The 13,160-nt window shown below is 43.1% G+C and carries 13 protein-coding genes and 1 tRNA gene; 13 read left to right on the top strand and 1 reads right to left on the bottom strand.

Annotation, left to right across the window (positions count from 1 at the left end; translation table 11 throughout):
• The first annotated feature begins 83 nt into the window (after nucleotides 1-83).
• Both ABUA31_RS01055 and ABUA31_RS01050 read left to right on the top strand, forming a co-directional pair.
• Entirely contained in the window at nucleotides 84-746 is a 663-nt protein-coding gene (locus tag ABUA31_RS01055; protein ID WP_055144408.1) for a DivIVA domain-containing protein, read from the top strand.
• A gap of 15 nt (nucleotides 747-761) precedes the next feature.
• The gene (locus ABUA31_RS01050) at nucleotides 762-1,091 is read left to right on the top strand and encodes an SCP-2 sterol transfer family (RefSeq protein ID WP_015534963.1); all 330 of its coding nucleotides are present in this window, start codon (nucleotides 762-764) and stop codon (nucleotides 1,089-1,091) included.
• Nucleotides 1,092-1,200: 109 nt separating this feature from the next.
• Here ABUA31_RS01050 and ABUA31_RS01045 read toward each other — a convergent pair whose 3' ends face one another.
• Nucleotides 1,201-2,229: a 3-deoxy-7-phosphoheptulonate synthase gene (locus tag ABUA31_RS01045; protein WP_022216437.1), complete on the bottom strand. Its 1,029-nt coding sequence runs from the start codon at nucleotides 2,227-2,229 to the stop codon at nucleotides 1,201-1,203.
• A 149-nt stretch (nucleotides 2,230-2,378) separates the two neighbouring features.
• Between ABUA31_RS01045 and ABUA31_RS01040 the strand changes: the two genes are divergently transcribed.
• The 11 genes from ABUA31_RS01040 to ABUA31_RS00990 all read left to right on the top strand — a co-directional run bounded on the left by ABUA31_RS01040 (nucleotide 2,379) and on the right by ABUA31_RS00990 (nucleotide 13,154).
• Nucleotides 2,379-3,626, top strand: a complete 1,248-nt coding sequence (locus ABUA31_RS01040; protein WP_349818367.1) for a D-alanyl-D-alanine carboxypeptidase family protein — start codon at nucleotides 2,379-2,381, stop codon at nucleotides 3,624-3,626.
• A 10-nt stretch (nucleotides 3,627-3,636) separates the two neighbouring features.
• Nucleotides 3,637-4,491, top strand: coding sequence for a metallophosphoesterase (locus ABUA31_RS01035; protein ID WP_349818366.1), 855 nt, complete (start codon nucleotides 3,637-3,639; stop codon nucleotides 4,489-4,491).
• A 126-nt stretch (nucleotides 4,492-4,617) separates the two neighbouring features.
• Nucleotides 4,618-6,222 carry a L,D-transpeptidase family protein gene (locus tag ABUA31_RS01030; protein WP_161171927.1) on the top strand — a complete coding sequence of 535 codons (1,605 nt, stop codon included), beginning with the start codon at nucleotides 4,618-4,620 and terminating at the stop codon, nucleotides 6,220-6,222.
• 9 nt (nucleotides 6,223-6,231) lie between these two features.
• A tRNA-Ser gene (locus tag ABUA31_RS01025) sits at nucleotides 6,232-6,319 on the top strand.
• A 68-nt stretch (nucleotides 6,320-6,387) separates the two neighbouring features.
• Nucleotides 6,388-7,203: a purine-nucleoside phosphorylase gene (locus ABUA31_RS01020; protein WP_172682090.1), complete on the top strand. Its 816-nt coding sequence runs from the start codon at nucleotides 6,388-6,390 to the stop codon at nucleotides 7,201-7,203.
• A 15-nt stretch (nucleotides 7,204-7,218) separates the two neighbouring features.
• The gene (rnhA, locus tag ABUA31_RS01015) at nucleotides 7,219-7,701 is read left to right on the top strand and encodes a ribonuclease HI (protein WP_349818365.1); all 483 of its coding nucleotides are present in this window, start codon (nucleotides 7,219-7,221) and stop codon (nucleotides 7,699-7,701) included.
• A gap of 17 nt (nucleotides 7,702-7,718) precedes the next feature.
• A complete protein-coding gene (locus ABUA31_RS01010; protein WP_349818364.1) occupies nucleotides 7,719-10,145 on the top strand; it encodes a homocysteine S-methyltransferase family protein in 2,427 nt (808 codons plus the stop codon).
• A gap of 186 nt (nucleotides 10,146-10,331) precedes the next feature.
• Complete coding sequence (gene ilvN / locus ABUA31_RS01005; RefSeq protein ID WP_015534958.1) at nucleotides 10,332-10,808, top strand: acetolactate synthase small subunit; 477 nt, start codon at nucleotides 10,332-10,334, stop codon at nucleotides 10,806-10,808.
• Between the two features lie 70 nt (nucleotides 10,809-10,878).
• Complete coding sequence (ilvC, locus tag ABUA31_RS01000; RefSeq protein ID WP_015534957.1) at nucleotides 10,879-11,904, top strand: ketol-acid reductoisomerase; 1,026 nt, start codon at nucleotides 10,879-10,881, stop codon at nucleotides 11,902-11,904.
• A gap of 203 nt (nucleotides 11,905-12,107) precedes the next feature.
• Nucleotides 12,108-12,605, top strand: coding sequence for a transcription elongation factor GreA (gene greA / locus ABUA31_RS00995; RefSeq protein ID WP_015534956.1), 498 nt, complete (start codon nucleotides 12,108-12,110; stop codon nucleotides 12,603-12,605).
• Nucleotides 12,606-12,614: 9 nt separating this feature from the next.
• Nucleotides 12,615-13,154, top strand: coding sequence for an anti-sigma factor family protein (locus ABUA31_RS00990; protein ID WP_022216444.1), 540 nt, complete (start codon nucleotides 12,615-12,617; stop codon nucleotides 13,152-13,154).
• Nucleotides 13,155-13,160: the final 6 nt, after the last annotated feature.

Here is a 13,160-nt window from a genome sequence, read left to right as displayed (position 1 = left end):
TGTTAATATAATTACAAGTGGAGTTTCTATATGCAAAGGATAATATTATAGAGAGAACTAATACTGAAAAGGAGAACTATACAATGACAAAGGATCAGATTGAATCTAAAACCTTTAAAAAAGGACTTTTTGGATATAATAAGGATGAGGTTAACAGCTTCCTGCGCTCAGTTGCAGAAGATTATGCAGAACTTGAGACAAAGTATGCAGCTCTTGAGTCAGAGAACGAAGTGTCAAAGAAGAACCTTATGGAGAACAGCGTAAAGATTTATGAGCTTGAGAAGCAGCTCGAGCAGGCTGCTCCTGGTTCCAAGAAGGAAGCCAACGCAGCAAATGCTGAGGCTAACAAGATAATAAACGATGCTAAGAAGAAGGCTAACGAGGTTATCGCAAATGCAAAGGCTGAGCTTGCCAAGCTCAAGGAAGAGATGGAGACACTCAAGAGCGGATCAAGTGCAAAGGTTGCTGAGGCTGCAAATAAGGTTGAAGCTGCAGTTGAGGCGGATCCTATAACAAAGCTTAAGATGAAGTCGCAGGGCGGAGATGCACCTCAGAAGCTCAAGATGACACCAAAGGCTGCTCCAGAGGCAGAGCCAAAGCCGGCAGCATTCACAGGTAAGAGTGCTCAGGCTGCTCAGGAGGAAGAAGAGGAAGAACTTATTGTTGGTGAAGTAGAAGAAGGAGTAAAGCGTAATCAGGTACTTATCGGAGATGGCGATGAGGATGCAGACTTCGAGTTCTTATAAAGATTGGGTGTTTATATGACGTATAAAGAATGCGTGGAGTGTATCGACGGCGTTCTCAGTTCTTTGGAATTGGCGGATATTGATGATTGTTGTCTTCAGTTCAATGTTATCGGCAATGATAGTGGGGTGTTCTACATAGATATAAGGGATCATGTTGCCAGATTAACAGAGAATTCGGACAGGGAGTATAAGGTTAAATATGTATTTACAGTTCCAGTTCTTTCAAGACTTTTGAGAAGAGTTGTCGATCCGATGTATGCGTATACTACAAGTAAATATAAGATGATGGGAGATGTGTCTTTGGGAAGATGCATACTCGTCAAACTCTGCGAGGCTTCGGCCTGACAGATAAATAAAGAAAACCGGTGGTATCATGATAGATCCGCCGGTTTTCTTTTGTTGTATAAGCACAGCATGTGTAATTGTATAAGCGCGCAGGCTTAAAATGTATTTTTTACAGAAGATCAGCAACTTCTTTGAGAAGTCTCTCTGTCTTATCCCATCCAAGACAAGGATCTGTGATAGACTTACCATAGCATCCACCATCTACTGGCTGGTTGCCATCCTCAATATAACTCTCAACCATAACACCCTTTACAAGATTCTTGATCTCAGAATCGTAATTCCTGCTGTGGATTATCTCCTTGACAATTCTTGGCTGTTCAATAAATTTCTTGCCAGAATTATTGTGGTTGGCATCAACTATACATGCATGATTTACGAGGTTGAACTTCTTGTATGTGTCAGCAAGGAGCCTAAGATCCTCATAGTGATAATTGGATATAGACTGTCCATGCTTATTCAGTGCACCTCTCAATATACAATGTGTCAAAGGATTTCCGTCTGTGTGTGCCTCCCATCCGGAATAGAGGAATGTGTGGTGATGCTGTCCTGCTATACAGGAATTCATCATAACGTTGTAGTCACCACTTGTAGGATTCTTCATACCTACAGGAACATCCATTCCACTTGCGGTAAGTCTGTGCTGCTGATCCTCAACAGAACGTGCGCCTATGGCAACGTAAGAGAGGATATCATCTACATACTGCCAGTTTTCTGAATAAAGCATCTCATCAGCAGCGGTGAGTCCTGTCTCCCTGATAGCTCTTATATGCATTTTTCTGATGGCGTAAAGGCCCTCGAGCATGTCTGATGCCTTTGTAGGATCAGGCTGATGGAGCATTCCTTTGTAACCATCACCAGTAGTTCTTGGCTTGTTAGTATATATACGTGGAATGACCAGTATCTTATCCTTAACTTCATCTGCAACCTTTGCAAGACGATTCTGATAATCGCAAACAGCATCCTCATTATCTGCTGAACAAGGTCCGATGATAAATATAAATCGGTCATCATCGCCTACGAAAATTTTTCTGATCTCTTCATCTCTTCTGGCTTTGATGGCTTTCAACTCGCTTGAAAGAGGGTATAGTTCCTTGATCTCATCGCCAGTTGGTACTCGTTTAACTAATTTCATACTCATGAAACATGTCCTCCTTTTTTCTAGCCATTGATTATATCAGAAAAACTTTACAAAATAAAGAAAATAATACTATATTGGTGGGATAAAAAGTCATATTGCCGGATAAATGCATAATATAATATATAAACAGAAACTGAAAGAGGAGTTGTATGCTGCATTTTCCGGATAGAAAAAAGATGGGCAGGAAGAAAAATATCAGAAGATTATCTGTTATAACGGTACTCATCTTTATCATATTTGCAAACACAATGAGTACGAATCTTATGGTATATGCAGAGGAACAGACAGAGACTCAGGCGGCAGACCAGACAGAAGTTCTGGATGTGGAATCTCCAAGCTGTATACTCGTTGAGGCATCCACAGGTCAGGTGTTATTTGAAAAAAACTGTGATGAAGCCATGGCTCCGGCTTCGGTTACAAAGGTTATGACGCTTCTTCTGGCTTTTGAGGCGATAGGGGCCGGACAAATGACTCTTGATGATATTGTAACTGTGAGTGAACATGCTGCGTCCATGGGCGGATCGCAATGCTTCTTTGAGGCAGGAGAAGAACAGACTGTTGAAGATATGATAAAGTGTATTATAATTGCATCCGGAAACGATGCGGCTGTTGCCATGGCGGAAAAGGTTGCCGGAAGCGAAGAAGCGTTTGTGAAAAAGATGAATGAGAGGGCTGCTGAGCTGGGGATGACAAATGCAAGTTTCAAAAATGCGTGTGGCCTGGATGCGGATGGACATAAAATGTCAGCACGGGATATCTCTATAATGTCCAGAGAACTCATAACAAAATATCCTGCCATCTTTGATTATTCAGGCATATGGATGGATTCGATCATACATAAAACACGAAGGGGCGAGAGTCAGTTTGATCTCGTCAACACAAATAAATTTTTGAATATGTATACAGGAGCAACCGGCCTTAAGACAGGTTTCACAAATACCGCAAAATATTGCATGTCGGCGACTGCTGAGAGGGACGGCATACAGCTTATTGCTGTCATCATGGGAGCTGATACAAAGGATATCAGAAACAAAGACGCCTGCAGGCTGCTTGATTATGGATATTCGATGTGCCAGAAATATACAGATCTGAATATTCTTCAGGAAAAAGAGATTTCCATAGACAATGGCACCGAAAGTTGTGTTACAATTAAGACCGACTCACAATTCACCGGGATCTTGCTTGCGGGAGAACACGCGGAGGATGTGAAGAAGAAACTGGAGATGAGAGATCCACTGACTGCCCCGGTTGACAGTGGTGAAGAGCTTGGAAAGATGAGCTATTATATTGGCGAGAGGTGCATCGGTTCAGTGCCGATATATGCGGCGGAGAAGGTTGATTCCATGAGTATGAAGTACGCTTTCGTTAAAGTGCTCAAGTTACAATTTACATATTGAGGTTAAATACATGAAGATTTTTTTAGTTGTAGTTATCGTACTATGCATTATAACGCTTGTTAATCTTTTGATAGAGAGTTACCGCGAAAACAGAAGAATCTCGTTTTCAAATTATCAACTGCATGACAGGAGAATAAGAAAAAAAGCCCGGATAGTCATGATATCAGATCTCCACAATGCGGAATTTGGAAAGGACAATGAGAAGCTTATAAGCTGTATAGAAAAGATCAATCCGGATTTCATATTGGTGGCGGGGGATATAATAGTCGGAAAGCCGGGACTTACAGTAGATATAGGTATACATTTCCTGAATGAACTTGGCAAGCGTTTTCCTGTGTATATGGGAAAAGGAAATCATGAGATGCGCGCATCCATATATGAAAAATATGGTGATATGTGGAACAGGTTATATGAAGGAACAAAAGATAACATCACCTGGCTTATAAATGAAAGTGTTCATCTTGATGAATACAATGTCACGATATACGGACTTGACATGAAGACGGAATATTACAGAAGATTCAAAAAGCTCGATATGGATGAAGAGTATTTGCTGAATGAACTTCCACCGATAAGCAGATCCGATTACAATATACTTATAGGACATGATCCTGATTATTTTGAAGAATATTCCCGATGGGGCGCTGATCTTACTGTATCCGGCCATGTACATGGTGGACTTGTGATCCTGCCATTTCTCGGGGGCGTGATATCGCCTATGATCAGACTGTTTCCAAAGTACTATAAGGGGTTATATTCCTGCGATGGACATAATATGATAGTCTGTGCAGGACTCGGACTTCACACTATCCGAATCAGAGTTAATAACGAACCGGATCTGGTGACCATCAATTTGTCCAGATAACAGTGCGTTAGCCTCTTATATTTAAACATAATTAAGAGTTGAATTATAGTAATATAGCATATAATATTATGTATGTTGGATGTAAGTTCGCATGGAATTATGTGCGAAGGGGAAGAGCGTGATTTTATGAACAATAACACAGATGATAACAATATAGATAAAGATAATGTGAACACTGATGCCGCTGAAGAGATAGTTGCTGAAGAGACAATATTCGGGGGGACAGAGACCGAACCGGAGACTGCGGCATCGGATGCAGCCATTCCCGATGGAGCAGGGATACCGATATTCCCAGATAATGAAGCTTCTGATGAAGCGGACGAACCGGATGACAAGCCTGCAAAAAAGACTCACAGGGCTTTGAAGATCACAGCGGCTATATTTGGAGCGGTGGTCGTATGTACATATATAGTTATATCGATATGGTTCATGTTCCATTACAACTACAAGACATACATCAATGATATAGACTATTCGTTTTACTCACTTGATGATGTCGATGCATACATAGAGAGTTACATACAGGATTATTCCCTCACACTCAAGCTCAGGGGCGGTGAGGAACATGTCATAAAACCAGAAGATATATCGCTTGATATAAAGCCGAATATAACAGCCAAGAAGATCATAAGCGAACAAAATGGTTTCCTCTGGCCTTATTACATGCTAAAGAGAAAAGATTATGACCTTTACTATTCAGCGTCGTATGACAAGGATGCTCTCGAGAATCTTTTGAAGAGCTATGACAGTCTTGACGAGTCCAAGATGGAGAAACCGGAAGATGCCTATGTTACGATCAAGGATGGAGAATCAACAATTATTCCTGAATCTGAAGGAAATTATCTTGATTTTGACAGATTATGCTGTATAATAGATGAGGCGATTGTTAAAGGTGAATCCGTGCTTGATGTATCGGAAAGTGACGCATACGAGAGTCCTGAGCTCACAGCCGACAGTGAAGAGATAGTAAATGAGCAGAAGGAACTTGCAAAGATCCTTGAGATGACCATTACATATGAGATAGATCAGGTGTCATGGAAGCTTACCAGCAAGGAATATGGCGACTGGATCAGCAACGTAAAAGGAAAATGGAAATTCTCAGAAGACAAGGTGCGTGAGTATGTCGAGAATATCGCAAGCAGATACGATACATACGGTGTGCCGAGGAATTTCAGAACTCATAATGGTGATGTCATCACTCTGGCGAATACCTGGTATGGCTGGATGATCGATGTGGACGGTGAGACAGAAGAGCTCATGAAGCTTCTTGAAGCCGGAGAGTCCACAACACATACACCGCCGTTTGACTGCTACGCTGCAGTTTATCACGATGGCGGCGATGATATCGGTGATTCATATATCGAATGTGATTTTGGCCAGCAGCATGTATATGCATATGTAGACGGCAATCTTGTGTGGGATTCCGACTGCGTAACCGGAAGCCTTGCAAACAATGGCAAATACAGAACACCTGAAGGTGTATATACGATCCTGTATAAGAAGACACCTGCTGTGCTTATCGGCGATGACTATGAGACTCCTGTAACATACTGGATGCCATTCATAGGCGAGCTGGGAATCGGATTCCATGATGCATCGTGGAGAAGTTCATTCGGCGGTGATATATACAAGAACAGCGGATCCCATGGATGTGTAAATCTTCCTGTATCCGCGGCAGAACAGTTGTTTAATATAGTATATGACGGAATGCCCGTCATCTGCTATTATTAAAGTGTAATTGGAGACGTACCCAAGAGGTTGAAGGGTCCGCACTCGAAATGCGGTAGGTCGGGCAACCGGCGCGAGGGTTCAAATCCCTCCGTCTCCGTTATAACTTATATAGATCCTGGTCAGGAATAATATCCTGACCTTGTTTTGTATTATGGGGGTGATGATTTGGTAACATACGATCAGTTGACGGAGGCTGCCTCGTATTTGAGACATGCGATAGGAGATGTTCCTGATATAGCCTTTATCCTGGGCAGTGGTCTGGGACATATGGCGGACGTTATTGAGAACCCTGTGTATGTGGATTACGGAGATATTCCACATTTTCCTGTATCTACAGTAGCAGGACACAGAGGCCGCTTCGTATACGGATGTATCCACGGGAAAAAGGTCCTTATCATGCAGGGACGGGTCCATTATTATGAAGGATACGATATGAGCCAGGTTGTCATGCCTGTCCGTGTAATAGGGCTGCTTGGTGTAGATAAGCTTCTGCTCACAAATGCTGCAGGCGGAATATCTGAGAAGCTTGAGTCGGGCGATATCATGATGATAAGTGATCACATTTCAACATTTGTACCATCGCCACTCATTTGCAGTTACTATAATAAATTGGGTGTGAGATTTCCCGATATGACACATGTCTACGATGTGGAGCTGAATAGCTATATCAGAGAAGCATTTGCTGAAAATGATATTGATTTCAGGTCGGGTGTATATATTCAGGTCACCGGTCCTCAGTATGAGACTCCTGCAGAGATAAGAATGTTTGCGCGAATGGGAGCAGATGCAGTTGGAATGAGCACTGTATGTGAAGCTATAGCTGCAAGACATATGGGAATGCGTGTCGCAGGTCTTTCCTCAATATGCAACAAAGCTGCAGGCCTCGGCGGAGAGCTTTCGCACGAGGAGATCATTGCGGCGGGCGATGAAGCGTCAGGAAGACTTGTTCGTATCATAGACTCATTTATACAGAAAATATAATTATGGAGATCATATATGGATGTAATATTGTACACTGATGGATCTGCCAGAGGCAATCCAAATGGACCTGGTGGATATGGTGCTGTTCTTCAGTTTATCGATGCAAAGGGACAGCTTCATGAGAGAGAATACAGCCAGGGATATATAAAGACAACAAACAATAGAATGGAGCTTATGGCGGCGATAGTCGGGCTTGAGGCTCTTATAAAGCCATGTAATGTGAAATTGTATTCAGATTCACAGTATCTGTGCAACGCATTTAACCAGCACTGGATAGAGGGCTGGATCAAAAAAGGCTGGAAGCGCGGCAAGAATGAATCGGTCAAAAACCGGGATCTGTGGGAACGTCTGCTTGCAGCAAAAGCACCACACAACGTGGAATTCCTGTGGGTCAAAGGTCATGCCGGCAACCCTGGAAATGAGAGATGTGACATGCTGGCAACAGCAGCCGCAGACGGCGATGGAAAAATAACTGATGAAGGTCTGGATCAGGCCTGAGTACGAGGAGATAAGACATGAAAAAGGCAGATTTCAGAAAACTGTTTGATGATAAGATACTTATACTTGATGGAGCCACAGGAACAAATCTTATGAATGCAGGCATGCCTCTTGGCGTGTGCCCCGAGAAATGGATACTTGAACATCCACAGATAATGTTTGACCTCCAGGTTGCATATCTGAACGCCGGCACAGATATTCTGTATGCTCCAACCTTTACATGTAACAGGATAAAACTCAACGAGTATGGGCTTGCCGATGACCTTGAGGACATGAACAGAAGACTTGTAGAATTGTCTAAGGAAGCGGTCAAGGCTGCAGGTCATGGCCTCGTGGCGGGCGATATCACCATGACCGGAGAGATGCTCTATCCTATGGGAAAACTGAAGTTTGAAGAGCTGGTCGACGTATATAAGGAACAGATAAAGGTCATAGACGAGAGTGGTTGTGACCTGCTTGTGGTCGAGACCATGATGAGCCTCGCTGAGACCAGAGCTGCGGTTATTGCGGCAAATGAAGTGTCAGATCTCCCTATAATCGCCAGCCTTACATTCAACGAGGATGGACGTACCCTGTATGGAACCGATCCTGTGACAGCAGTAAATGTTCTTCAGAATCTTGGAGTGGCAGCTATAGGTGTAAACTGTTCCACAGGCCCTGATAAGATGGTCGAGCTTGTTAGACAGATGAAGAGCATCGCATTTATCCCTGTATTTGCAAAGCCGAACGCCGGAATGCCGGAGCTTGTAAATGATAAAAGCGTATATCGGATGACCCCTGAGGAATTTGCTGAAGATATGAAGATGATAATCGAGGCCGGGGCCGGAATGGTTGGTGGCTGTTGCGGTACGAGACCTGAACACATAAAGGCTCTTGCTGATATGGCTTCCAAGATGCCTGTTCCTGAGATAAGTTCAGAGCATGTCAGATGTATATCATCTGAGCGTTCATCTCTCATAATAGATCTGGATGCTCCGTTTAAGGTTGTTGGAGAGAGAATCAACCCGACTGGAAAGAAGAAGCTTCAGGCTGAGCTCAGGGAGGGATCTCTTGAGCTTGTCATGAATATGGCCGAAGAGCAGGTAGATAAAGGCGCTTCAATACTTGATATCAATGTCGGTATGAATGGTATCGATGAGAGAGATATGATGCTTAAGGTAGTATATCAGGTATCGCAGGCTGTAAACCTTCCGTTATGCCTTGATTCCAGCTCACCAGAGGTACTTGAGGCGGCACTTCGTATCTATCCGGGACGTGCGCTTGTCAATTCAGTATCCCTTGAGAAGGTGAAGATGGAAGAGATACTGCCTCTTGTAAAGAAGTACGGAGCTATGTTTATTCTTCTTCCTCTGTCGGATAAGGGACTTCCGGAGAGTCCACAGGAGAAGGAGGACATAATCAACACGGTGCTTGGCACTGCGTATGAGATGGGATTTACGAAGAATGATGTGGTTGTGGACGGACTTGTTGCAACGGTCGGTGCCCAGAAGGACGCTGCCATCAACTGCCTGAAAACCATAAACTACTGTTATAACAACGGACTTGCAACCATCTGTGGTCTGTCCAACATTTCATTTGGACTTCCTGAGAGAATGTTTGTAAATACAGCATTCCTCACCATGGCTATCTCTCGTGGACTTACGATGGCTATAGCAAATCCTTCCCAGACCATGTTCATGAATGCTGCATTTGCTTCTGATATGCTGCTTTTCAAGGAGGAGAGCGATGTCCGTTATATTGAGAATGTCAAACCTCTTGAGCTTGCCTCACCGGGAGCGGGTGCATCCGGCGGCAAAGCAGGATCTGATCTGGAGGGAAAAAGCCAGATATACATAGATGTTCTCAAGGGAAATAAGAGATCAATACTTGACGATGTACACGCTGTGCTTGACAGCGGAGCTGATCCCCAGTCCATCATAGATAACGATCTGATAGGTGCGATAAATGAGGTTGGACGACTCTTCGAGAAGAAAAAATATTTCCTGCCACAGCTCATATCAAGTGCTGAGACCATGGAGATGGCGATAGGTGTTATAAGTCCACTTGTTCTGAAGGACAAGGACAGCTCTGATATGCCTACCATAGTCGTGGCGACAGTTGAGGGCGATATACATGATATAGGTAAGAACCTCGTGGTTCTTATGCTCAGGAACTATGGATTTAATGTTATAGATCTCGGCAAGGATGTTCCTTGTGATGTGATAATACAAGCGGCAAAGGATAATAACGCCAGCATAATCGGACTGTCAGCCCTCATGACAACCACCATGGTCAAGATGAAGGATGTTGTTGAAGCTGTGAAGGAGAATGGCCTGGACAGTAAAGTTGTTATAGGCGGTGCAGTTATAACCGAGAGCTACGCCGAGGAGATCGGTGCGGATGGATATTCCGAGGATGCGGCAAACTGCGTGGTTGTAGTCAAGAATCTTCTGGGCATAGAGTAAATATTTGGAAAAATCCGGATATCTCACTATAAGTTTTGGGGTATTTGTAAATACACAACAAAAATTATCAGAAATAACAGATAAAAATAATTACAAAATTCACGTTATAAATTGACATTAAAGTGGTTTATAACTATAATAATTTAGTACATTTTAAAGAGACGAGTTGAAAGGTGGTACATATAGATGGGTAATATTGTTTTGTCACTGCTTGTTGACAACACATCGGGAGTTTTGAGCAGAGTGTCAGGACTGTTCAGTAGAAGAGGTTATAACATTGACAGTGTGACAGTAGGAGAAACTGAGAATCCCGCTTATTCCAGAATGACTGTTGCAGTTAGCGGCGATGAAGCCAGCCTTATCCAGATCAAGAAACAGCTCAACAAGCTTGAGGATGTAGTGGATATAGTGGAGCTTGAGCCTGGCAAGTCTGTATGCAGAGAGCTCGTTCTTGTCAAGGTTAAAGCGAATCCGTCCGAGAGAAAGGATATTATCTCAGTTGCAGATATTTTCAGAGCGAATATAGTTGACGTTTCCAAAGATTCGGTTATTATAGAACTTACGGGAACAACAACCAAGTGTGAGGCGTTCCTCAGACTGCTCGATGGACATGAGATAGTTGAGCTTGTACGCACAGGTCTCACAGGTCTCATCAGAGGTTAATACGTTTTTAATTATCCAAGTGGTAGTTAATATATAAGTCATTTTATACATATTTAGGAGGATTAAAGAAATGGCAGAAGCAAAGATTTATTATCAGCAGGATTGCAATCTTTCATTACTTGATGGAAAGACAATCGCAATCATAGGATATGGTAGTCAGGGTCATGCACATGCCCTCAACGCTAAGGAGTCAGGATGCAATGTCATCATCGGTCTTTACGAGGGAAGCAAGTCATGGGCTAAGGCTGAGGCACAGGGATTTAAGGTATACACAGCCGCTGAGGCTGCAAAGCAGGCTGATATAATTATGATTCTTATCAACGATGAGTTACAGGCAGATATGTACAAGAAGGATATCGAGCCAAACCTTGAGCCAGGTAACATGCTTATGTTCGCTCATGGTTTCAACATTCACTTCGGTTGTATCAAGCCACCAAAGGATGTTGACGTAACAATGATCGCTCCAAAGGCACCTGGACACACAGTACGTTCAGAGTACCAGGCAGGAAAGGGTACACCTTGTCTTGTTGCTGTAGAGCAGGATGCTACAGGTAAGGCACTTGACCTTGCACTTGCATATGCACTTGCAATCGGTGGAGCAAGAGCCGGCGTTCTTGAGACAACATTCAGAACAGAGACAGAGACAGACCTCTTCGGTGAGCAGGCAGTCCTTTGTGGTGGTGTTTGTGCACTTATGCAGGCTGGTTTCGAGACACTTTGCGAGGCTGGTTATGATCCAAGAAACGCATACTTCGAGTGTATCCATGAGATGAAGCTTATCGTAGACCTTATCTACCAGTCAGGATTCGCTGGAATGAGATATTCAATCTCTAACACAGCAGAGTACGGTGACTATATAACAGGTCCTAAGATCGTTACAGCAGAGACAAAGAAGGCTATGAAGCAGATCCTTAAGGACATCCAGGATGGTTCATTTGCTAAGGAGTTCCTCCTTGACATGTCACCAGCAGGACGTCAGGTTCACTTCAAGGCTATGAGAAAGCTTGCTTCAGAGCATCCATCAGAGAAGGTTGGAGAGCAGATCAGAGCACTTTATAGCTGGAACAACGAGTCAGACAAGCTTATCAACAACTAATTTCTGGTTATATATTTAAACGTATACACTTTACCCGGTAATTACTGCATGCAGTGGTTGCCGGGTATTTTTTTTGAGGACCGTATCCGCACTGGATACAGGCAGCCGCTATGATAACCAGTTCAGCAACACCTCATTTTACTTTGAATGGATTTTGTGATAGTATATATAAAGTATTGCGTTAGATTTGGAGGCGTATCGATATGGGTAAGCAGCTTACAAAAAAAGACATCGAAAAGATGGAACAGGAGATCGAATATAGAAAATGTGTAGTCAGGAAGGAGAAGCTTGAAGCCGTAAAGGAGGCCAGAGCTCAGGGGGATCTCAGTGAGAATTTCGAATATTATGCAGCAAAGAAAGACAAGAATGCCAATGAGCGAAGGATCAGATATCTGGACAGGCTTGTCAGGACTGCAGATATAATAGATGATACTTCAGCAGACGATGAGGTTGGAATTGATAACACGGTAACCGTTTATTTTGAGGATGACGACGAGGAGGAAACATACAGAGTTGTCACAAGCGTTCGTGCTGATGTGCTTGACGGAAGGGTGAGCAACGTATCACCTATAGGCAGGGCGATCATGGGACACAAGGTTGGCGACAGAGTCCAGGTCGTTCCAGAGAAGGGTGAACCGTATTATCTGGTCATAAGAAAGATTGAAAACACACAGGATGATGGATCATTTGAGATTAACTAGGTGGATCATATGAATTGTTTGGAAGCACAGTCAAAGATAATGGCGTTTATTGAGAATAAACTCCCTGACGATGAACTCAGAGAGTTTATTAAGCATGTCAGATCATGCAAAAACTGCTATGAAGAGCTGGATATCTATTACACGCTTATAGTTGGTATGAAACAACTGGACGAGTCTGATAATATATCTACAGATTTTAAGAATGCCCTGGATAAGCATCTTGAGGAAGAGATGAACAGACTTACCACGGTAAAGAGAATAGCAAATTCCACGATACTGGTCGGAATTGCAGCCGTTGTTGCCGGACTTATATGGCTGTACAGCGGTGCTCTTGACAAGGTCTACAACTATGAACAGAATTCCAAACTCAGTGAGCAACCTGAATACTATTATGCTGAATTCTTTGGCTCAAGACTTTTGGACGATTCCCGCTATGATCTCAGTGATATCGACAGATATTACGAAGAACAAAACAAAGTCAGGGATGAAAGTACGGAATTTATGCAGAATATCAAAAAATATAATGCAAATCATAAGGGTATCGAATAGTCAGAA

Origin of the sequence: Coprococcus sp. RTP31081st1_H1_RTP31081_211007, from assembly GCF_040227275.1 — a bacterium.
Lineage (GTDB): Bacteria > Bacillota > Clostridia > Lachnospirales > Lachnospiraceae > Coprococcus > Coprococcus aceti.
This window is presented reverse-complemented; position numbering and strand designations above follow the sequence as displayed.